Consider the following 20,830-nt stretch of genomic DNA (forward strand, 5'->3'; position numbering starts at 1 on the left):
CGCGCGACGATTCAGGGAGAGAACCGATGAAGCTCGCCGTCGCCATCATCCATGGCATTGGCAACCAGCAGGACCTGCGTGACGACGACGGCCAGCACAGCTTCGCCCAGGGGCTGATCCGCAGCCTGCGCAAGCGCCTGGGCAGCGACGCCGAGCAGATCGCCTTCCAGAGCTGCTATTGGGCCAGCGTGCTGGACAAGCGTGAGCAGGCCTATCTCGACCGCCTGGAGCGCGAGCCCGTGACCTGGCGCTGGCTGCGCGAAGCGGTGACGCTGTTCCTCGGCGACGCCAGCGGCTACCGCCAGGTCAGCCAGGCCTACGACACCACCTATGAAGAAGTGCACCAGTGCCTGCGCGCCGGCCTCAATGCCCTGCGTGCCCGGGTCAGCCCAACCACGCCGCTGGTGGTGCTGGCCCATTCGCTGGGCGGGCACATCTTCTCCAACTTCGTCTGGGACCAGCAGAAGCTCAATGACACGCCAAGCTGCCCGCGCGACCCGTTCATCGCACTGGAGACACTGGCCGGGCTGGTTACCTTCGGCTGCAATATCCCCCTGTTCACCTTCGCCTACGATCCCGTGCAACCCATCCGCTTCCCCGGCCATTGCCTGGAGGAACGAGTGCGCGAACAGGCGCGCTGGCTGAATGTCTATGCCCCGGCAGATGCGCTCGGCTACCCGCTGCGGCCCCTGCAGAACTATGCTGCCGTCGTGCAGGAGGACCGCGCCATGCCGGTCGGCCCCTGGTACAAGCGGCACACCCCCCTGAGCCATATGGAGTATTGGGAAGATGCGCGTTTTCACCGTTACCTGGCAGGCCATCTGCGCCAGTTGCTTGCTGCTTGCGATGAGCCCCAGCCAGGCGGCGCCGGACGCCCGGAGCCAGCAGGAGATAGCGGGACTGCTGACGTTCGTGGCGTCGAGTGGCTGCCTGTTCATCCGCAACGGCAGTGAGTACCCGGCGACCGAAGCCCGCGATCATCTGCAGAAGAAGCTCGACTACCTGGAGAACAAGGGCCTGGTGGACTCCAGCGAGGACTTCATCGCCCGCGCCGCCACCGAGAGCAGCATGAGCGGTAAACCCTACAAAGTGTGCTGCAACGGCCAGGAGCAGCTCTCCGCCGAATGGCTGAAGGCCGAACTGGCGCGCCTGCGCGCAGCCCGGCCCTGAGCCTCAACCCGGCTGGCCGTCCACCCGCGCGCGGCAGAACATCGGCGCATAGTGCGCCAGGAACAGCGCGAAGGCGGCCAGCCAGCAGATACCGGCCAGGGGCAATGCCAGGTTCGGCAGCAGCCCCGGCAGGAAGACCCGCGCCACCGCACCGCAATTGACCAGCGCGAAAGCGACGCCCATCGCCTTCGGCGGGGACAGCGGCCGACCGGTATGGCCGAGGCTGACGCGGGCCAGCATCGCCAGAATCAGCCCTCCCATCGCCCCCACCGCCAACGCGTGCAGCGGCAGGCTCGGGTTGCCCAGCAGTCCCAGGTGCCACAGCGCCTGGCCGAGCGGCGCGACCACCAGCCAGGCGAAGGCCAGGTGCAGCGACCAGAGCAGCGGCACGCGCCAGATACCCACTTCATACCAGCGCCCCAGGCGCACGGCATTGCCCAGTGCCAGGCAGGCGAACGGCAGCGCCACCCAGGGGCTGGCCTTCAGCGCCAGGCCCGAGGCGGTCAGCACCGCCACCAACAGGACGCAACCGAGGGTGGCGCGATCCAGCCACGGCAGCGCTTTCACCTGCTGGGTGAGGCCGAGGCCACGCTGGGTGAAGAAGGGAATCACCCGCCCGCCGATCAGGCCCATCAGCGCCGCAATCAGCCACATCGCCGCGAGCACGCCCTGGCGCTGCAGGCCGTCGTCGCCCAGCGCCAGGCCGGTCAGCACCAGGGCATCGGCGCTGCCGAGCAGGAGCAATACGGCCACCACCGGGTAGTTGTTGCGCTGGCGCGCCTGCCACAGGCTGCGGCCGATAACGAAGGCCAGCAGAGGCAGGAAAGCGGCTTGCAAGGGGACCAGCATGACCAGCGGTGCGCCCAGCAACCACGCCAGGCGCGCGGCGAGCCAGAGTGCGGCGAGCACCATCAGCGGGCGCCCGGAGAGCCCCGCCCTGCCCGTCCAGTTCTGCACGGCGGTGAGCAGGAAGCCGGCGATGATGGCGACGCCGAAACCGAAGGGCATTTCATGGCGATGCCAGGCCAGCCAGCCACCCACGGGTTGCCAGACGGCAAGATGGCCGGCGAGCGCGGCGAGCCAAAGCGCGATGGCGATCAGCGCGAAGAGCCCGCCGGCGAGGAAGAAGGGGCGGAAGCCAAGGCGCCAGAGCGGCGCGATGGCCAATTCCCGTTTACGGTCACGCAACTGCATGGAGCGCCTCCTTGCGCAGTTGGTATTGGGCGGTAAGGCGCATGATGTAGCCGAGCTTCAGCAGCGTGGGCCCGAAGATGACCATGCCGTGGAAGGCGATCAGCGGCAGAAGGCCGAAGAACGGGTCGAGCATGTAGCCGCACAGGATGCCGACCAGCAGCATGATCAGGCCAACCCACAGCACCTGGTTGGCGAAGCGCAGAAGAGCATCGGGGGAGTTGAAGAAGGTCATGGTGGTTTCCTCGTTCAAGGCCCGGCGCCTCGTGAGCGCCGGGCGGGGTCGATCAGCTGTCGAGGGCACTGGCGGGCCCGAAGAACTCGTAGTGGCATTGTTCACCGGGCACGCCCAGCGCCTTCAGGTGCTTCTTCACCTGGGCCATGAAAGGCTTGGGCCCGAGGAAGTAGGCGTCCAGGTCACGCTCAGCCGGCAACCAGCCCCCCAGACGCTCGCGGGTGAGGAAGCCGGTGCCGTCGGCACGGTCGCCCTCGGCCGGTTCGCTGTAGCAGACGAAGTGCTGGAGGTTCGGGCGCCGGGCGGCAATCTCTTCGACCCAGTCGCGGAAGGCGTGTACCGCGCCGTTGCGCGCGCAGTGGATGAAGTGGATCGGCCGGTCGCTGTGCTGCGCCACTTCGAGCATCGCCAACGCAGGGGTGATACCGACACCCGCCGTGATCAGCACCAGGGGTTTGCGGCTGGGGCGCAGGACGAAATCGCCGGCCGGCGCGAACAGTTCGACGCGATCGCCTTCGACGATATGGTCGTGGAGGAAGTTGGAGACCTTGCCGCCCTTTTCACGCTTGACGCTGATGCGGTAGGAGCGGTCATTGGCGGCGGCGGACAGGGAGTAGTTACGGCGCGCTTCTTCGCCATCGATTTCCAGGCGCAGGCCGATGAACTGGCCGGGTGCGAAGTCCAGCACCACGCCACCGTCTTCGGGCACCAGGTGGAAGGAGGTGATCTCCTCGCTCTCCGCGACCTTGCGCTCGACGATGAAGCCGCGCGCGCCGCGCCAGCCACCGGGGGCTTCGGCACTGGCGGCATAGATTTCCTCTTCCGAACCGATCAGCAGGCCGGCAAGCAGTTCATAGGCTTGGGCCCAGGCATCTATGACTTCGTCCGTGGCGATGTCTTCGCCCAGGACTTCACGGATGGAGCGCAGCAGGCAGTCGCCGACGATCGGGTAGTGCTCGGGGAGGATCTGCAGGGCGACGTGCTTGGCGACGATGCGGCTGACCAGCGGGCCGAGCACCTCGAGCTGGTCGATGTGACGGGCATACATCAGTACACCGTTGGCGAGGGCGCGAGCCTGGTCGCCGCTGGCCTGGTGGGCCTGGTTGAACAGGGGACGCACTTGCGGATACTCGGTGAGCATCATCTTGTAGAAGTGGGTGGTGAGGGCTTCGCCACCGGTCTCCAGCAGGGGGACGGTGGATTTGACGATTGCACGCACTTGGCTGGACAGCATGGTTGGACTCCGTTTTTTAGATGGGCCTGAATCACGCTGTAGGTATTACATCTTCTGTGCCAGATATTAATTTCTTTAAAATCAACTAGTTGTAGATTTATGAGTTGTTTTGACTACAATCAATTTCGAGTCAATCCGACATCAAGAAGTCAATATGACAACTCCATCCTTGCTGCAGACGCTCATCCCTCTGGTGACCGATCTTTCTCGCGACCTGCCGGAGCGCGAGCGCTATCGCCGCCTTCTCGGCGCATTGCGCGACCTGTTGCCCTGTGACGCCACCGCCCTGCTGCAGCTCGATGGCGAACAGCTGGTGCCGCTCGCAGTGGACGGGCTGAGCGCGGATACCTTGGGGCGGCGTTTCAAGGTCACCGAACACCCGCGCCTGCAGGCGCTGCTGGAGAATCGCGGGCCGACCCGCTTCCCGGCCGATTGCGACCTGCCCGATCCCTACGACGGCCTGGTGGAAGGCCATCTGGAGCACCTGGAAGTACACGACTGCCTTGGCTGCCCGCTATTCCTGGATGACCGCCCCTGGGGCCTGCTGACGCTGGATGCATTGAACCCATCGCGCTTCTCCAGCGAGGACCTGCAAACCCTGGAGCACTTCGCCAGCTTGGCAGCCGCCACGGTGAAAGCAGCCGAGCGTATGCACGGCCTGGAACGCCTCGCAGCGGACGAGCAGCAGCGGGCGGAGGTCTATCGCCAGGCCGCTGGGCAGGCAAGGCCGCAGGAAATGATCGGCCAGAGCCCCGCGCACAAGGCGCTGGTGGAGGAGATCGCCGTGGTCGGCGGCAGTGAGCTGACGGTGTTGATCAGCGGCGAAACGGGCGTCGGCAAGGAGTTGGTGGCCCAGGCGATCCACGCCAAGTCGCCACGCAGCAACCAGCCCCTCATCAGCCTCAACTGCGCAGCCCTCCCGGACACCCTGGTGGAGAGCGAGCTGTTCGGCCATGTACGTGGCGCCTTCTCCGGCGCCGTGGGCGACAGGCGCGGCAAGTTCGAGCTGGCCGATGGTGGCAGCCTGTTCCTCGACGAGGTGGGCGAACTCCCCCTGGCGATCCAGGCCAAGCTGCTGCGGGTGTTGCAGAGTGGCCAGTTGCAACGGGTGGGTTCGGATCGCGAGCACCGCGTGAACGTCCGGGTGATCGCCGCCACCAACCGCGACCTGGCCGAGGAAGTTCGCCATGGCCGCTTCCGCGCCGATCTCTATCACCGCCTCAGCGTCTACCCCATGCGTGTACCGCCGCTGCGTGATCGTGGCCGTGATGTGCTGCTGCTCGCCGGTTTCTTCCTGGAGAACAACCGCGCTCAACTGGGGCTGCGCAGCTTGCGCCTCAGTCAGGATGCCCAAGCAGCCCTCCTCGGCTACGACTGGCCGGGCAACGTACGGGAGCTGGAACACCTGATCGGGCGGGCGGGACTCAAGGCGCGGGTGTCGCAGCCGGATCGGCCACGCATCCTCACCCTGACGGCAGCGGACCTGGCATTACCGAGCTCGGGAATACCTGCGCAGATGAACGAGACGGTCGTCGAAGAGCTGCCAGCCGCTGTCGGCGATCTACGCACGGCGGTGGATGTCTATCAGCAGCGACTGGTGACCGCAGCGCTGGAGCGCAACGAAGGCAACTGGGCCGCAGCCGCTCGGGAGCTGGGACTGGATCGCGCCAACCTGCTGCGCCTGGCCAAGCGCCTGGGCATCAAGTGACGGTAAGGCGGCTCGTCCGGTGGGCGGTAAAGGGGAGGAGGAACTGGTAAACTCCCGCCCCTTCCAGGCCGGTACCGGGCCGTCATCTTCAGAGCGTCATTCGTGGAACTGTTCAAGGAATTCATCTTCGAGGCGGCTCACCGCCTCCCTCACGTCCCCGCCGGCCACAAGTGCGGGCGTCTGCACGGCCACTCCTTCCGCGTCGCCATCTACATCGAAGGCGAAGTCGATCCCTATACCGGCTGGATACGCGACTTCTCCGAGATCAAGGCGATCTTCAAGCCGCTCTATGAGCAGCTCGATCACAACTACCTGAACGACATCCCCGGCCTGGAAAACCCCACCAGCGAAGTGCTCGCCAAGTGGATCTGGCAACAGCTCAAGCCGCTGCTTCCCGAGCTCAGCCGCGTGCGCATCCACGAGACCTGCACCAGTGGCTGCGAGTACCGCGGCGACTGACTCTTCTCCTGCCAAATGCAAAAGGCCACCCTTGGGTGGCCTTTTTGTTGTGCAGATCCTGTCGATTGCATCGCCTGTGTAGTCGGACGTAGACCGGATGTAGCCCGGACTTCAGTCCGGGGGCTCTTCGACTCAGCGGACATAACGGGATCGGCTGCAGCAAGGCTCATAGGCATGGCAGCCCTTCGGGCTGCTTGGCGACTCAAGTCGCCCCTACAGTCGCCCTGGCAAGCCGTGCTATTGCACCTTGGCCTCCATTCTTGGGTTGTCCGCGTTGCCAGTGCTTTATATCGCCGCACCAATTTTTCCGTCGCGCAAAGTCAAACCCCCGACCTTCTTACGAAGATCGGGGGTTTGGTATAGGTGCTTGACGATGACCTACTCTCACATGGAGAAACTCCACACTACCATCGGCGATGCATCGTTTCACTACTGAGTTCGGGATGGGATCAGGTGGTTCCAACGCTCTATGGTCGTCAAGCAATTCGGTTGGGGTATCGTCTGAGACGCGACCCCGAATGGGTATGTGATAAGGCTTTGCAAGTTCTCGCCAATTTTCGGCTAAGTCGACTTCACCTTATAACAACAATCGTCAGATTGTTTGGGTGTTATATGGTCAAGCCTCACGGGCAATTAGTATTGGTTAGCTCAACGCCTCACAGCGCTTACACACCCAACCTATCAACGTCGTAGTCTTCGACGGCCCTTTAGGGAGCTCAAGGCTCCAGTGAGATCTCATCTTGAGGCGAGTTTCCCGCTTAGATGCTTTCAGCGGTTATCTCTTCCGAACGTAGCTACCCGGCAATGCCACTGGCGTGACAACCGGAACACCAGAGGTTCGTCCACTCCGGTCCTCTCGTACTAGGAGCAGCCCCTCTCAAATCTCAAACGTCCACGGCAGATAGGGACCGAACTGTCTCACGACGTTCTAAACCCAGCTCGCGTACCACTTTAAATGGCGAACAGCCATACCCTTGGGACCGGCTTCAGCCCCAGGATGTGATGAGCCGACATCGAGGTGCCAAACACCGCCGTCGATATGAACTCTTGGGCGGTATCAGCCTGTTATCCCCGGAGTACCTTTTATCCGTTGAGCGATGGCCCTTCCATACAGAACCACCGGATCACTAAGACCTACTTTCGTACCTGCTCGACGTGTCTGTCTCGCAGTCAAGCGCGCTTTTGCCTTTATACTCTACGACCGATTTCCGACCGGTCTGAGCGCACCTTCGTACTCCTCCGTTACTCTTTAGGAGGAGACCGCCCCAGTCAAACTGCCCACCATACACTGTCCTCGATCCGGATAACGGACCAGAGTTAGAACCTCAAGCATGCCAGGGTGGTATTTCAAGGATGGCTCCACGCAGACTGGCGTCCACGCTTCAAAGCCTCCCACCTATCCTACACAAGCAGGCTCAAAGTCCAGTGCAAAGCTACAGTAAAGGTTCACGGGGTCTTTCCGTCTAGCCGCGGATACACTGCATCTTCACAGCGATTTCAATTTCACTGAGTCTCGGGTGGAGACAGCGCCGCCATCGTTACGCCATTCGTGCAGGTCGGAACTTACCCGACAAGGAATTTCGCTACCTTAGGACCGTTATAGTTACGGCCGCCGTTTACCGGGGCTTCGATCAAGAGCTTCGCTTGCGCTAACCCCATCAATTAACCTTCCGGCACCGGGCAGGCGTCACACCCTATACGTCCACTTTCGTGTTTGCAGAGTGCTGTGTTTTTAATAAACAGTCGCAGCGGCCTGGTATCTTCGACCGGCATGGGCTTACGGAGCAAGTCCTTCACCCTCACCGGCGCACCTTCTCCCGAAGTTACGGTGCCATTTTGCCTAGTTCCTTCACCCGAGTTCTCTCAAGCGCCTTGGTATTCTCTACCCAACCACCTGTGTCGGTTTGGGGTACGGTTCCTAGTTACCTGAAGCTTAGAAGCTTTTCCTGGAAGCATGGCATCAACCACTTCATCGTCTAAAAGACGACTCGTCATCAGTTCTCGGCATTAAGCGCCCGGATTTACCTAAGCACTCTGCCTACCACCTTAAACTTGGACAACCAACGCCAAGCTGGCCTAGCCTTCTCCGTCCCTCCATCGCAGTAACTAGAAGTACAGGAATATTAACCTGTTTCCCATCGACTACGCTCTTCAGCCTCGCCTTAGGGACCGACTAACCCTGCGTCGATTAACGTTGCGCAGGAACCCTTGGTCTTTCGGCGTGCGAGTTTTTCACTCGCATTGTCGTTACTCATGTCAGCATTCGCACTTCTGATACCTCCAGCAAGCTTCTCAACTCACCTTCACAGGCTTACAGAACGCTCCTCTACCGCATCACTTACGTGATACCCGTAGCTTCGGTGTATGGTTTGAGCCCCGTTACATCTTCCGCGCAGGCCGACTCGACTAGTGAGCTATTACGCTTTCTTTAAAGGGTGGCTGCTTCTAAGCCAACCTCCTAGCTGTCTAAGCCTTCCCACATCGTTTCCCACTTAACCATAACTTTGGGACCTTAGCTGACGGTCTGGGTTGTTTCCCTTTTCACGACGGACGTTAGCACCCGCCGTGTGTCTCCCATGCTCGGCACTTGTAGGTATTCGGAGTTTGCATCGGTTTGGTAAGTCGGGATGACCCCCTAGCCGAAACAGTGCTCTACCCCCTACAGTGATACATGAGGCGCTACCTAAATAGCTTTCGAGGAGAACCAGCTATCTCCGAGCTTGATTAGCCTTTCACTCCGATCCACAGGTCATCCGCTAACTTTTCAACGGTAGTCGGTTCGGTCCTCCAGTCAGTGTTACCTAACCTTCAACCTGCCCATGGATAGATCGCCCGGTTTCGGGTCTATTCCCAGCGACTAGACGCCCTATTAAGACTCGCTTTCGCTACGCCTCCCCTATTCGGTTAAGCTCGCCACTGAAAATAAGTCGCTGACCCATTATACAAAAGGTACGCAGTCACCCAACAAAGTGGGCTCCCACTGCTTGTACGCATACGGTTTCAGGTTCTATTTCACTCCCCTCTCCGGGGTTCTTTTCGCCTTTCCCTCACGGTACTGGTTCACTATCGGTCAGTCAGTAGTATTTAGCCTTGGAGGATGGTCCCCCCATATTCAGACAAGGTTTCTCGTGCCCCGTCCTACTCGATTTCATGACTAAGAGATTTTCGCGTACAGGGCTATCACCCACTATGGCCGCACTTTCCAGAGCGTTCCGCTAATCTCAAAGCCACTTAAGGGCTAGTCCCCGTTCGCTCGCCACTACTAAGGGAATCTCGGTTGATTTCTTTTCCTCAGGGTACTTAGATGTTTCAGTTCCCCTGGTTCGCCTCTTGCACCTATGTATTCAGTACAAGATAACCATCTTATGATGGCTGGGTTCCCCCATTCAGAGATCTCCGGATCAAAGTCTGTTTGCCGACTCCCCGAAGCTTATCGCAGGCTACCACGTCTTTCATCGCCTCTGACTGCCAAGGCATCCACCGTATGCGCTTCTTCACTTGACCATATAACCCCAAGCAATCTGGTTATTGTCTCTAACGTGAAGACGACATTCGCCGAAAATTCGCGCTTGAACTCGCAAATTTTACCTTGACTTGAATAATCACCAGTGAAAGAGATTATTCAGTCTACTTCTATCACATACCCAAATTTTTAAAGAACAGTTCTGGCGCAAAGACCAGAAATCAATGCCATTCTCAAGGCACTCATTTCTGAGCTTTCAGCGATTATTAGAGTGGATGGTGGAGCCAAGGAGGATCGAACTCCTGACCTCCTGCGTGCAAAGCAGGCGCTCTCCCAGCTGAGCTATGGCCCCTCGAAGACCTGCCACGCCCATGACAATTGGTGGGTCTGGGCAGATTCGAACTGCCGACCTCACCCTTATCAGGGGTGCGCTCTAACCAACTGAGCTACAGACCCAATCGTCTTACTCTCGGGTCTAACAACCCAATCGCTTTTCGCAAGTGAATCAAGCAATTCGTGTGGGAGCTTATGAAGAAGCTGATGTCTTCGATTAAGGAGGTGATCCAGCCGCAGGTTCCCCTACGGCTACCTTGTTACGACTTCACCCCAGTCATGAATCACTCCGTGGTAACCGTCCCCCTTGCGGTTAGACTAGCTACTTCTGGAGCAACCCACTCCCATGGTGTGACGGGCGGTGTGTACAAGGCCCGGGAACGTATTCACCGTGACATTCTGATTCACGATTACTAGCGATTCCGACTTCACGCAGTCGAGTTGCAGACTGCGATCCGGACTACGATCGGTTTTATGGGATTAGCTCCACCTCGCGGCTTGGCAACCCTTTGTACCGACCATTGTAGCACGTGTGTAGCCCTGGCCGTAAGGGCCATGATGACTTGACGTCATCCCCACCTTCCTCCGGTTTGTCACCGGCAGTCTCCTTAGAGTGCCCACCATAACGTGCTGGTAACTAAGGACAAGGGTTGCGCTCGTTACGGGACTTAACCCAACATCTCACGACACGAGCTGACGACAGCCATGCAGCACCTGTGTCTGAGTTCCCGAAGGCACCAATCCATCTCTGGAAAGTTCTCAGCATGTCAAGGCCAGGTAAGGTTCTTCGCGTTGCTTCGAATTAAACCACATGCTCCACCGCTTGTGCGGGCCCCCGTCAATTCATTTGAGTTTTAACCTTGCGGCCGTACTCCCCAGGCGGTCGACTTATCGCGTTAGCTTCGCCACTAAGATCTCAAGGATCCCAACGGCTAGTCGACATCGTTTACGGCGTGGACTACCAGGGTATCTAATCCTGTTTGCTCCCCACGCTTTCGCACCTCAGTGTCAGTATCAGTCCAGGTGGTCGCCTTCGCCACTGGTGTTCCTTCCTATATCTACGCATTTCACCGCTACACAGGAAATTCCACCACCCTCTACCGTACTCTAGCTCAGTAGTTTTGGATGCAGTTCCCAGGTTGAGCCCGGGGCTTTCACATCCAACTTGCTGAACCACCTACGCGCGCTTTACGCCCAGTAATTCCGATTAACGCTTGCACCCTTCGTATTACCGCGGCTGCTGGCACGAAGTTAGCCGGTGCTTATTCTGTCGGTAACGTCAAAACAGCAAGGTATTAACTTACTGCCCTTCCTCCCAACTTAAAGTGCTTTACAATCCGAAGACCTTCTTCACACACGCGGCATGGCTGGATCAGGCTTTCGCCCATTGTCCAATATTCCCCACTGCTGCCTCCCGTAGGAGTCTGGACCGTGTCTCAGTTCCAGTGTGACTGATCATCCTCTCAGACCAGTTACGGATCGTCGCCTTGGTGAGCCTTTACCTCACCAACTAGCTAATCCGACCTAGGCTCATCTGATAGCGCAAGGCCCGAAGGTCCCCTGCTTTCTCCCGTAGGACGTATGCGGTATTAGCGTTCCTTTCGAAACGTTGTCCCCCACTACCAGGCAGATTCCTAGGCATTACTCACCCGTCCGCCGCTGAATCATGGAGCAAGCTCCACTCATCCGCTCGACTTGCATGTGTTAGGCCTGCCGCCAGCGTTCAATCTGAGCCATGATCAAACTCTTCAGTTCAATACTGCTTGGATTTTGAGAAAACCCTAAACTTGGCTCAGCAATCGCAAATAAACTCTCGAATTCACGAGTGTTACTTGTGTTGCTGATAATCAGTCGACTACCAGCCTTACATCACAAGCACCCACACGAATTGCTTGATTCAAATTGTTAAAGAGCAATTTCGATTAAGTCTTTCGTCTCAATCGAGGCCGCGCATTCTACAGCAGCCTTTCTATCTGTCAAGCTGTTTTTCGAAGAATTTTTTCTTTCTACTCAACGACTTGCGCCTTCCGTGAATCTTTCGCTTCACATCAGCGGGAGGCGAATTCTACAGCGTTTCAACTCACTGTCAACACCTCTTTTTCAGCTTCTTTCGAACTCATCCGGAAGAGGCTGGCGACACCAAAACCCAACCTGGCACCACCCTTCCACCGCATCGATTCGACCTAAATCAAATCACTCTACCTTTACTTAACCTTTTGATTTACAAGAGGTTTTTCTTGGCTTCTGCTGTGGAAGTGGTGCGCATTATAGGGATCAGAAACGGCACGTCAACACTTTATTGAAATCTTTTCGCGGGAGCGCTCTGGAGTGCGACAGCCACCGCTTCCTGACACGCCTGCCAGTCGATTCACTGAACCGATGGCCGTCAAACCACTCAAAGCCCGGAACCGTTTGCCAACCCGGCACAGCCATATAGAAGAGGAACCTCCATGCAGGAGCTGACATTCGAAGTCGGTGAACACTTCCAGATCGGGGACGGCATCGTCGTCAGAGTGATCGCCACCCAGGGCTCGCAGACCAAGCTGGGCATCGAAGCCCCGCGGAATGTCGCCGTCCACCGCGAAGAGATCTACGAGCGCATCTGCAAGGAGCGCCAGCAACTGAGCACCTGCTGAGCCACGCCTTATCTATATATAGAGGGGATGGAGATGGCAGCGAGCCCTCCACCCCGCCATCCCCAGCGCGCCACAGGCAGCCGCATCAGCACGCGAGCGCTCGTCCTACAGCCGCCCGCCATATGGCGTCATCCAGGCTCAATCCCACGCGCCGAGCGCAACCCCCGATGCTACTGAACGACCCCGTCACCCTGCTCCTGATCATCACACCGTTCGGCCTCATGACGATGCTGCTCCTCTGCCTGTCCTACGTCGGCCTGGGCAAGGGCAATTCATCGCTGCACTGGTGGATAGCCGGGGACCTGCTTTTGGCCGCCTACCGCCTCGTCGCCCTGATGCAACCAGAAATTGCCGCCGGCGCGCTGTCCTGGCTCGGCCTGTTCCCGCCAGCGGTGGCCTTCGTCGCCGGCACCGCGCTGTTGTTGATGGCCATCGGCAGCCACACCCTCGCCCTCTATCACCTGATGGAACGCAGCGACAGTCGCGGCTGGCACCTGAAGATCGGCTTCGGCCCCGCCCTGCTCTACGGCGTCGTCGCCGTGATCGTCCTGCACGGCAGCTACATCATTCCGTGGTTCTCGCTGGCCATCAGCCTGACCATCGCCCTGCAGCTGAACATCACCCTCCAGTTGCGCAAGCGCTATCGCGGTGCCTGGGGCCTGCTCGCCGGGCAGTCCGCGCTGATCCTCTTCCACGGCTGGACGCTGATCGTGCTAACCCTGCACCCGATCCCGCCGCTGCCCTTCGACCGCCCCGACCTGCCCTCCATCAACGCGCTGCTCATGGACTTCATGGTCTCGTTCCTGTTCACCCTCAGCTACGCGCTGATGCTCCAGGAGCAACTGCGTCAGCACGTGCAGCAACTGAGCATCACCGACACCCTGACCGGCGCCCTCAACCGCCGCGGCGCTGCCCCCATCCTCAATCGGGAATGGGCCCAGGCCGCCGAGCAACGCAGTCCCATGGCCGTCGCCATGATCGACCTCGACCACTTCAAGGCGATCAACGACCAGTACGGCCACGCCGCCGGTGACGCTGCCCTGCAGGCCTTCTCCGACACGGTCAACCGCCTCAAGCGCCAGAGCGACATCTTCGTGCGCTGGGGCGGCGAGGAATTTCTACTGCTTTTCCCCCATACCGATATCCAGCAGGCGCAGAATTTCATGGCCCGCCTGCGCGACACCCTCAGGCGCGACCCCGTCTCCCCCACCCTGCCCCTGCACCTCGGCTTCAGCGCCGGCCTGGCCGACAGCGGCACCATTGGCAGCGCGCCGCAGTTCGAAGTCCTGCTCAAAGCGGTGGACAAGGCCCTCTACCGCGCCAAGCGCCAGCGCGACCGGGTAGAACGGGTGGAAACCGTCGACCTCTGAAACGCCCTCCTTTATAGGTGCGCCTCCACCACCGACTTCACCCGCGCCAACGCTCCCTGCAGCACCGGTATTTCCACCGAGCCCAATGCCAGCCGCAACGCATGGGGCACATGGAGGGATATGGCGAAAGGTTCGGCAGTCGAGACCGATATCTGCTCGCGCATCAGCGCCATCGCCACCTGATCGGCACGGGCATCCTCCGCTAGCGGCAACCAGAGGAAATACGAATCGGAATGCCGCACCACCGGCAACCCCGCCAGCAACTCACCGGCCAGTGCCTGCCTGGCCCGGGCGTCCTCGCGCTTCTGCGCTTCCAGCCGGGCCACGGTGCCGTCCTCCACCCAGCCACAGGCAATCGCCGTCAGTACCCCCGCTGTATTCCATGCGGTCGCACGGATGGTGCGCTCCAGTGCCGGCACCAGGGATGCAGGCACCGCCACGAAGCCAACCCGTAATCCCGTCGCCACGCTTTTCGAGAACCCGGATACATAGACCGTCCGCTCCGGCGCCAATGCCGCAACAGGAGGCGGCGCCCCCTCGGCGAGAAAGGCATAGGCCGCGTCCTCGATGATGCGCAGTTCATGGCGCCGCGCGATCGCCACCAGGCGCTCCCGCTGCTCGATCGGCATCACCCAGCCCAGCGGGTTGTGCAACGTCGGCATGGTGTAGAGCACCCGCACCGGTCGTTCCCGGCAACGCCTTTCCAGGGCAGCGAGATCCGGCCCTGTAGCGCCACATGGAATGGCCACCAGCTCCACCCGCAACGCCTCCGCCAGTACCTTGAAGCCGGGATAAGTCAGGGCATCCGCCGCCACCACATCACCCGGCTGCAGCAGCGCCATCATCGCCACCGCCAGCCCGTGCTGGGCGCCGTTGACGATCAGCACCTGCTGCGCCGCCACCTCCAGCCCCCGGCCAATCAGATGACGGGCCATCACCGCGCGCTCGTGCAGGCGCCCACCATGGGGTTGATAGCGCAGCAGCGCTTCCAGGTCCCCACTCAGCGCCAACTGGCGCAGTGCTGTGCGCAACAGCTCCGCCTGCCCCGGCACCGAGGGGTAGTTGAAATTGAGGTCGATCATCCCGGCCTCGACGTCCTGCTGATCCACCCCCAGCCCGGGCGGCAGCGACACCTCCCTGACGAAGGTTCCACGCCCTGTCTCCCCGCTCACCAGCCCCATCGTCTCCAGTTCCGCATAGACGCGGGACGCGGTGACCAACGCCAGCCCCTGCTCCGCCGCCAATTGGCGATGGGTCGGCAGGCGTGTACCCGGCGACAAGCGCCCGGAGCGGATATCAGCGGCAAACGCATCGACCAGGGCCTTGTAGCGGGAGCGTGGCATCAGATGTATCCATGACAATATTTTGATTGTGCTGATTCTTGGTCATAGCATCCGCCCCACGCAAGCCGGCCAAGCGCCGCAGCGGGCCACTCCCCCAGAACCAGCACGGACAGCGAGCCACCATGAAAGCAGCCCTCCCCAACACCCCGACGCTCGCCGCCCCCTCCGCCAGCGGCTGGATCAATGGCTTCATCGGCGTGCTCATCTTCAGCGGCTCGCTGCCCGCCACACGCTTCGCCGTGCAGGAACTGGACCCCACCTTCCTCACCGTCGCCCGCGCCAGCATCGCCGGCCTCCTCGCCCTGTGCCTGCTGCTGGCATCCGGCGAGCGGCGCCCAACCCGCCAACAGTTGCTGCCCCTGGCCGTCGTCGCGCTGGGCGTCGTGCTCGGCTTCCCCCTGCTCACCGCACTGGCCCTGCAATACGTCACCTCCGCCCACTCCATCGTCTTCCTCGGCCTGCTGCCCCTGGCCACCGCCCTATTCGGCGTGGTGCGCGGCGGGGAGCGTCCAGCTGCCGCATTCTGGGCCTTTTCGATACTGGGCAGCCTGCTGGTGGTCGGCTTCGCCCTCTCCCAGGGGCTCACCGCGTCGCCCCAGGGCGATCTGCTGATGCTCCTGGCCATCGTCGTCTGCGGGCTCGGTTATGCCGAAGGCGCCAAGCTGTCGAGAGCGCTGGGTGGCTGGCAGGTGATCTGCTGGGCACTGGTCCTGTCATTGCCGATCATGGCCATCGCCACCTTGATGTACCTGCCGCCCTCCCTCACCACAATCAGCCTGCCCACCTGGCTCAGCCTCGGCTACGTCTCGCTGTTCAGCATGCTCATCGGCTTCGTCTTCTGGTACCGCGGCCTCGCCCAGGGTGGCATCGCCGCCGTCGGCCAGCTGCAACTGCTACAGCCCTTCTTCGGCCTGGCACTGGCGGCCGGCTTGCTGCACGAAGACGTCAGCCCCGCCATGCTCGGCGTCACCCTGGCGGTCATCCTCTGCGTCGCCGGCGCACGCCGTTTCGCTCGCTGACCGCCCGTCCCGGCGCTCCACGGCAGCCGCGCGCAAACCGTCTACAGTCAGTGCGGAGGCGATCCCGGCGATCCCGGCATCGCCATGACCCTGCCCTCGCCCACCGGCGAAACAGCATCGGCCTCAGCCACGAGCTGAGCGCAACCACTGGAAGGTGCCGCACATGCCGAAGTCCGTATTGAACTGGTTCATCGAACACGCCACCGAACTGAGTCACCAGCAATCCTCCCCCTGCGATTGCGTCGCCGCCCTCGCGCCCTGCATGGCCGAGCTGATCCACAACGCCCCCGGTTTCCTCGAGCCCGAGCACTACCGCAGCGACCCGACGCACTACGCGCGCAACCTCATCCACCGCTCGGCCAACGACGACCTCTCGCTCTACGCCCTGGTGTGGATGCCCGGCCAATGGACGCCCGTGCACGACCACGGCAGCTGGGGCGTGGTCGGCATCGTCGAAGGCGTGCTCGAGGAGCGCAGCTACATCTGCATGAACAGCGAGCGCAACCGCGACGAGGGCATCGAGCTCGCCCGCGGCGGCGTCATCCTGCTGCCCAGCGGCGCCGTCACCAGCTTCGTGCCCGACCCCGACCACATCCACATCACCGGCGTGCCCGCCGAACGCCCACGCGCCGTCAGCCTGCATCTCTATGGCCGGCTGATGCACAACTTCCATATCTACGATGTGGCCAGCGGCACCCGGCAGCTCACCGAGGTCGAGCACAACGCATCGCACTAGAGTCCGTCACAGCCTCCGCATCCGCGTCTCGACAGCCACGCCGCCGCGCCCTAGCATCCGCCGACGGCTCACGGCCGCGCGGTTCAGGGACGAGGGGCCAGGCCCCGGCAAGGACAGGACATGGAAAAGACCGACTTCGGCATCGCCCGCTTTCTCATCCACGGCTTCCTCACCCGTGAGGAATGCCAGGCCCACATTCGCATGAGCGAAGCCATGGGCTACGAGGAGGCGGCCATCCAGATGCGCGACGGCGCGCACGAGATCCACAAGAACATCCGCAACAACGACCGCATCCTCTTCGACGACCCGGCGCTGGCCAGCCAGCTGCTGGAGCGCGCGCGTCCCTGGCTGCCGGCCTGCCTGGACAACGAATGGGAACTGCTGGGACTCAACGAGCGCTTCCGCTTCTACCGCTACACGCCCGAGCAGTACTTCAAGTGGCACCGCGACGGTTTCTATCGCCGCAGCCAGGACGAGATCAGCCAGCTGACCTTCCTGCTCTACCTCAACGACGACTACGAAGGCGGCGAGACCCAGTTCCGTGGCGAAGACAGCATCCGCCCCGAGGCTGGCATGCTGCTGGTCTTCCCCCACCCGATCATGCACCAGGGCGCGCCCATCACCGCCGGGGTGAAGTACGTGCTGCGTAGCGACGTGATGTACCGCCGCCTGCCCTGATCGCCACAGGACGCCTCAGGCTGCATTCAATCTACAGACCATGACGCAACCGCCGTAGGGTGGGCTTCAGCCCACCACTCCGCGCCTGGAGACCGAACACCCCAGGGGATCGCCCCGCCCCATCACGGCTCGCTGAACGACCGGTGCATGCCATCGGTAAGCGGCCCGGCGATGTAGTTGAACAGCGAGCGCTCGCCCGTGAGGATCGCCACGCTCACCGGCACGCCGGGCAGCAACGGGTAGCGGGTGCCGCGGTGGACGAAGGCGTCCTGGTTCGGGCGGATGCGCACGCGGTAGTACGGCACCTTCTGCTCGTCGAGCACCGAGTCCGGGCTGATGTCCACCACCTCGCCATCGATGGGCTGGAAGCCCCGTGCAATCGAGGACACCAGCTGGATGCGCGCCTGCTGGCCCGGGTTGACCATGCCGATGTCGCCCACCGGCAGGCGGGTCTCGATCATCAGCGGCTCGTCGGCCGGCACCAGGGTCATCAGCGTGCCGCCGGGCTGGATCACACCGCCCTCGGTCACCACCTGCAGGGTCATCACCACCCCCTCGATGGGCGAACGCACCACCTGCCGCTCGCGGCTGTCGGAGAACTTGCGCAGGCGCTCCTGCAGCTCGGTGATCTGCCGGCGCGCTTCGGCCAATTCCTTCTGCAGCTCCTCGTTGCCGCCGGAATCCAGCGAGGTCAGCGCCGCCTGCTCCTGGCGCTGGGCCGCCAGCACGCGGCCGAGGGACGCCTGGGTTTCCTGCAGGGTGCCGCGCAGCTGCTCCTCGTCCTTGAGCAGCTCCAGGTGCTCGTAGCGGTTGGCCAGGCCTTCCTTCATCAGCTTCTCGCTGATGGCGATCTGTTGCCGCAGCAGCTTGAGCTTGGCGCTGAGGTGCGCGCTACGGGCCTTCAGCTCCTTCTCCTCGGCATCACGCTGGAGGATCTTCTGCTGCTGCTCCTCGTAGCGGCCGGCCAGGCGGCTCTTCTGGGCGACGAACAGGTCGCGGTTGACCTTCACCTGCTCGGGGTAGTCCTTGGCCAGCTCCTCCGGCACCTGCATCTCGTCGGCACCGGCCAGCTGGGCCTCCAGGCGGATGGCGCGGATGCGCAGCGAGCTCAGCAGCGCCTCGGTCTCGCGGCCCTCGGAAAGGGTCGAGACGCGCTCCACCTCCGCCAGCGGCTCACCGGCCGCCACGCGCTGGCCCTCGCGCACCAGGATGCGACGGACGATGCCGCCCTCCAGATGCTGCACCAGCTTGGTCTGCCCCATCGAGGCCACCTCGCCGGTGGAGTGGCTGGCGATGTCCAGGGTGAACAGCGCCGACCACAACAGCAACGCGCCCAGCAGCAGCGCCAGCAGGCGGATGGTCAGGCGGCTGCCCAGCAGCTCGTCGCCGGGCAATGCATCGCCCTGGGCCGGCAGGAAGATGCCCACCAGGCGGCGCAGCAACGGATGGTTCTCGAAGGTGCCCAACAGGCGGTCGGCGGCACGGCCGAGGCGGGTCGGCTGGTCGTCCAGGGGCAGGCTCTGTTCAGACATGGCTGGCTCCTGCGCGAGCGGGCTCGCGGGCGGGTTCACGCAGCACGCGGGGCACCGGCTTGTGGTTGAGGTCGATGACCGCATCGGCGGCCCCGAGGATGAAGGGCTCGTTGCTCATCACCACCAGGGTGCGGCCCTCCCGGGCCAGGCGGCTGAGCAGCGCGGCGATGGCCTTGCAGCCCTCGGCGTCGACACCCTCGGTGGGGTCGTCCAGCACCACCAGGCGCCCCTCCCCCAGCACCGCGCGCACCAGCGCCAGGCGCCGGCGGATGCCCAGCGGAATGTTCGCGCCGCCGTTGCGCAGGGCCAAGCCCAGGCCTTCGGCGCCGCCTTCGACGAAGGCGCCCACGGCCAGCTCGCGGCACAGCTCCAGCACACGCGCGTCCGGGGTTTCCGGCGCCAGCACGCAGAGGTTCTCGCGCAGGGTGCCGTCGAAGAACTGCGGCTCCTGTGGCAGGTAAGCCACCTGTCGGCGCCACCATTGCGGGTCGGCCTGGCGCAGGTCCATGCCGTCCACCAGCAGGTGCCCGCGCAGGGGTTCCAGCAGGCCCACCAGCAGCCGCGCCATGGTGGTCTTGCCGCTGCCGTTGGCACCGGTGAAGGCCAGCACCTTGCCGGCCTCCAACTGGTAGTCGAAGTGTTCCAGCACCGGCACCGCCTGCTTGGGATAGGAGAACGCCATATCCTCGAAGCGCAGGGCGCCCTGCATCTGCCCCAGGCGCACGCCCTCGGCGCGCTCGCGGGGGATGGCGCAGAGCTGGCGCACCAGGTCCAGGGCGCGCTGGCCACGGCCGATCTGCTCGCCCAGGCCCAGGGCCCGGGTCAGCGCCGCCAGGGCACGGCTGGCGAGGATGTTGCAGCCGATCAGCGAGCCGACATCGAGGTTGCCCGCCAGCACCTGGCGGGCGCCCAGGCCCATGATCACCATGCCGAGGATCAGCGTCCCGGCGTAGCTGGCGTTCTGCATGGTGTTCTGCAGGCGGTTGAGCTGCGCGCGCTGCTCGGCCTGGTCGTCGGCGCAGGCGCGCCACTTCTCCTTCAGCACATCGGCCGCCGAGAAGGCGCGGACCATCTCGCCGCCGGCGGTGAGGTTGTGCTGGTAGCCGGCCATCTGGATGGCGATGCGGCTCTGCGCTTCCATCGGCTCGCGCAGGCGGCGCTGGGCCAGCAGCGAGACCAGCGCCACACCGGCCATCACCAGTAGGGTCATGCCGGCGAGGAAGGGGCTGAGCATGCCCAGCACCACCACGAAGACGAAGGCGAAGGGCGTGTCCAGCAGGGTCACCAGGTTCGGCGCGCCGAAGCACTGCTGCACCGTGCCCTGCCCGGAAAGGATCTCGCGCCGGGCGCTGTGGGGCAGTTGCTCCACCAGCGCGTACTGGCCACGGGCGCTGCTCTCGAACAGGGTCTCGCCCAGCTCGGTGTCGGCGCGGGCGCACAGCCACTGGGCCACCCGCAGGCGGGCGTTGCGCAGCAGCACCTCGAAGCCCACCGCCAGCAGTGCGCCCAGGGTCAGGGTCAGCAGGGTCGCGTCCACCCCCAGGGCCAGGTAGCGGTTGAGCACGTGGATGCTGTACAGCGAGCTGGCCAGGCCGAGCAGGTTGATCAACAGCGAGGACAGCAGCAATTCCAGGCGGAGCCTGGGCTGCAGGGCGATGCGGCGGAGAAACTCGTTCATCTCGGTACTACTCGGTAAAAGCGGAAATCCCCTCCGCGTTGCAGC

The 20,830-nt window shown here is 62.6% G+C and carries 15 protein-coding genes, 2 tRNA genes and 3 rRNA genes; 9 read left to right on the forward strand and 11 right to left on the reverse strand.

Going from position 1 to position 20,830, the window contains the following annotated elements:
• Window positions 1–26 precede the first annotated feature (26 nt).
• Both ACXI0U_RS13990 and ACXI0U_RS13995 read left to right on the forward strand, forming a co-directional pair.
• Window positions 27–953 (forward strand): hypothetical protein, encoded by a 927-nt coding sequence (locus ACXI0U_RS13990; RefSeq protein WP_043247043.1) that lies wholly within the window; start codon window positions 27–29, stop codon window positions 951–953.
• Window positions 913–1,170, forward strand: coding sequence for a DUF5329 family protein (locus ACXI0U_RS13995; protein WP_479550414.1), 258 nt, complete (start codon window positions 913–915; stop codon window positions 1,168–1,170). The genes ACXI0U_RS13990 and ACXI0U_RS13995 overlap by 41 nt, the downstream gene beginning before the upstream one ends.
• Window positions 1,171–1,173: 3 nt before the next feature.
• Here ACXI0U_RS13995 and ACXI0U_RS14000 read toward each other — a convergent pair whose 3' ends face one another.
• Genes ACXI0U_RS14000 through hmpA form a run of 3 tightly spaced genes read right to left on the reverse strand, consistent with a single transcriptional unit; the run spans window position 1,174 to window position 3,830 of the window.
• On the reverse strand, window positions 1,174–2,364 hold the full coding sequence (locus tag ACXI0U_RS14000; RefSeq protein ID WP_043247045.1) for an NnrS family protein: 1,191 nt from the start codon (window positions 2,362–2,364) through the stop codon (window positions 1,174–1,176).
• Window positions 2,351–2,596 (reverse strand): transmembrane sensor/regulator PpyR, encoded by a 246-nt coding sequence (locus ACXI0U_RS14005; protein WP_431482221.1) that lies wholly within the window; start codon window positions 2,594–2,596, stop codon window positions 2,351–2,353. The genes ACXI0U_RS14000 and ACXI0U_RS14005 overlap by 14 nt, the downstream gene beginning before the upstream one ends.
• 52 nt (window positions 2,597–2,648) lie before the next feature.
• A complete protein-coding gene (hmpA, locus tag ACXI0U_RS14010; protein ID WP_431482222.1) occupies window positions 2,649–3,830 on the reverse strand; it encodes an NO-inducible flavohemoprotein in 1,182 nt (393 codons plus the stop codon).
• A 154-nt stretch (window positions 3,831–3,984) separates the two neighbouring features.
• On the opposite strand from hmpA, the gene norR reads away from it, so the two are divergent.
• Window positions 3,985–5,538 carry a nitric oxide reductase transcriptional regulator NorR gene (norR, locus tag ACXI0U_RS14015; protein WP_431482223.1) on the forward strand — a complete coding sequence of 518 codons (1,554 nt, stop codon included), beginning with the start codon at window positions 3,985–3,987 and terminating at the stop codon, window positions 5,536–5,538.
• Between the two features lie 102 nt (window positions 5,539–5,640).
• On the forward strand, window positions 5,641–5,997 hold the full coding sequence (queD, locus tag ACXI0U_RS14020; RefSeq protein ID WP_043247051.1) for a 6-carboxytetrahydropterin synthase QueD: 357 nt from the start codon (window positions 5,641–5,643) through the stop codon (window positions 5,995–5,997).
• Window positions 5,998–6,362: 365 nt separating this feature from the next.
• Here the strand turns inward: queD and rrf are convergent.
• The 5 genes from rrf to ACXI0U_RS14045 form a co-directional block, all read right to left on the reverse strand.
• Window positions 6,363–6,478, reverse strand: a 5S ribosomal RNA gene (gene rrf / locus ACXI0U_RS14025).
• A gap of 131 nt (window positions 6,479–6,609) precedes the next feature.
• Window positions 6,610–9,501 (reverse strand): 23S ribosomal RNA (locus tag ACXI0U_RS14030).
• Between the two features lie 235 nt (window positions 9,502–9,736).
• Window positions 9,737–9,812, reverse strand: a tRNA-Ala gene (locus ACXI0U_RS14035).
• A gap of 27 nt (window positions 9,813–9,839) precedes the next feature.
• A tRNA-Ile gene (locus ACXI0U_RS14040) sits at window positions 9,840–9,916 on the reverse strand.
• Between the two features lie 95 nt (window positions 9,917–10,011).
• A 16S ribosomal RNA gene (locus tag ACXI0U_RS14045) occupies window positions 10,012–11,548 on the reverse strand.
• Together the 16S, 23S and 5S rRNA genes with 2 tRNA genes alongside form the textbook arrangement of a ribosomal RNA operon.
• 695 nt (window positions 11,549–12,243) lie before the next feature.
• Here ACXI0U_RS14045 and ACXI0U_RS14050 point away from each other — a divergent pair.
• Window positions 12,244–12,429 (forward strand): carbon storage regulator, encoded by a 186-nt coding sequence (locus ACXI0U_RS14050; protein WP_021219945.1) that lies wholly within the window; start codon window positions 12,244–12,246, stop codon window positions 12,427–12,429.
• A gap of 167 nt (window positions 12,430–12,596) precedes the next feature.
• On the forward strand, window positions 12,597–13,799 hold the full coding sequence (locus ACXI0U_RS14055; protein WP_479550415.1) for a GGDEF domain-containing protein: 1,203 nt from the start codon (window positions 12,597–12,599) through the stop codon (window positions 13,797–13,799).
• 11 nt (window positions 13,800–13,810) lie between these two features.
• On the opposite strand, the gene ACXI0U_RS14060 is transcribed toward ACXI0U_RS14055, so the two are convergent.
• Entirely contained in the window at window positions 13,811–15,142 is a 1,332-nt protein-coding gene (locus tag ACXI0U_RS14060; protein ID WP_479550416.1) for an aminotransferase-like domain-containing protein, read from the reverse strand.
• A 122-nt stretch (window positions 15,143–15,264) separates the two neighbouring features.
• Between ACXI0U_RS14060 and ACXI0U_RS14065 the strand changes: the two genes are divergently transcribed.
• The 3 genes from ACXI0U_RS14065 to ACXI0U_RS14075 all read left to right on the forward strand — a co-directional run bounded on the left by ACXI0U_RS14065 (window position 15,265) and on the right by ACXI0U_RS14075 (window position 17,575).
• On the forward strand, window positions 15,265–16,161 hold the full coding sequence (locus ACXI0U_RS14065; protein WP_479550417.1) for a DMT family transporter: 897 nt from the start codon (window positions 15,265–15,267) through the stop codon (window positions 16,159–16,161).
• A 163-nt stretch (window positions 16,162–16,324) separates the two neighbouring features.
• Window positions 16,325–16,897, forward strand: coding sequence for a cysteine dioxygenase family protein (locus tag ACXI0U_RS14070; RefSeq protein WP_479550418.1), 573 nt, complete (start codon window positions 16,325–16,327; stop codon window positions 16,895–16,897).
• A gap of 120 nt (window positions 16,898–17,017) precedes the next feature.
• Window positions 17,018–17,575 (forward strand): prolyl hydroxylase family protein, encoded by a 558-nt coding sequence (locus tag ACXI0U_RS14075; RefSeq protein ID WP_043246372.1) that lies wholly within the window; start codon window positions 17,018–17,020, stop codon window positions 17,573–17,575.
• Between the two features lie 122 nt (window positions 17,576–17,697).
• On the opposite strand, the gene ACXI0U_RS14080 is transcribed toward ACXI0U_RS14075, so the two are convergent.
• Both ACXI0U_RS14080 and ACXI0U_RS14085 read right to left on the reverse strand, forming a co-directional pair.
• Window positions 17,698–19,107, reverse strand: a complete 1,410-nt coding sequence (locus tag ACXI0U_RS14080; protein WP_052351440.1) for an HlyD family type I secretion periplasmic adaptor subunit — start codon at window positions 19,105–19,107, stop codon at window positions 17,698–17,700.
• Window positions 19,100–20,785 carry an ATP-binding cassette domain-containing protein gene (locus ACXI0U_RS14085; protein WP_431482279.1) on the reverse strand — a complete coding sequence of 562 codons (1,686 nt, stop codon included), beginning with the start codon at window positions 20,783–20,785 and terminating at the stop codon, window positions 19,100–19,102. The genes ACXI0U_RS14080 and ACXI0U_RS14085 overlap by 8 nt, the downstream gene beginning before the upstream one ends.
• Window positions 20,786–20,830 lie beyond the last annotated feature (45 nt).

Source organism: Pseudomonas sp. C9D1 (assembly GCF_056491235.1).

Coding starts and splice junctions, on each gene's coding strand:
- ACXI0U_RS14055 (WP_479550415.1), top strand. CDS start 12,597: ATGCTACTGAACGACCCCGTCACCCTGCTCCTGATCATCACACCGTTC.
- ACXI0U_RS14085 (WP_431482279.1), bottom strand. CDS start 20,785: ATGAACGAGTTTCTCCGCCGCATCGCCCTGCAGCCCAGGCTCCGCCTG.
- ACXI0U_RS14065 (WP_479550417.1), top strand. CDS start 15,265: ATGAAAGCAGCCCTCCCCAACACCCCGACGCTCGCCGCCCCCTCCGCC.
- ACXI0U_RS14060 (WP_479550416.1), bottom strand. CDS start 15,142: ATGCCACGCTCCCGCTACAAGGCCCTGGTCGATGCGTTTGCCGCTGAT.
- ACXI0U_RS13990 (WP_043247043.1), top strand. CDS start 27: ATGAAGCTCGCCGTCGCCATCATCCATGGCATTGGCAACCAGCAGGAC.
- ACXI0U_RS14000 (WP_043247045.1), bottom strand. CDS start 2,364: ATGCAGTTGCGTGACCGTAAACGGGAATTGGCCATCGCGCCGCTCTGG.
- hmpA (WP_431482222.1), bottom strand. CDS start 3,830: ATGCTGTCCAGCCAAGTGCGTGCAATCGTCAAATCCACCGTCCCCCTG.
- ACXI0U_RS14070 (WP_479550418.1), top strand. CDS start 16,325: ATGCCGAAGTCCGTATTGAACTGGTTCATCGAACACGCCACCGAACTG.
- ACXI0U_RS14080 (WP_052351440.1), bottom strand. CDS start 19,107: ATGTCTGAACAGAGCCTGCCCCTGGACGACCAGCCGACCCGCCTCGGC.
- ACXI0U_RS14075 (WP_043246372.1), top strand. CDS start 17,018: ATGGAAAAGACCGACTTCGGCATCGCCCGCTTTCTCATCCACGGCTTC.
- norR (WP_431482223.1), top strand. CDS start 3,985: ATGACAACTCCATCCTTGCTGCAGACGCTCATCCCTCTGGTGACCGAT.
- ACXI0U_RS14005 (WP_431482221.1), bottom strand. CDS start 2,596: ATGACCTTCTTCAACTCCCCCGATGCTCTTCTGCGCTTCGCCAACCAG.
- ACXI0U_RS14050 (WP_021219945.1), top strand. CDS start 12,244: ATGCAGGAGCTGACATTCGAAGTCGGTGAACACTTCCAGATCGGGGAC.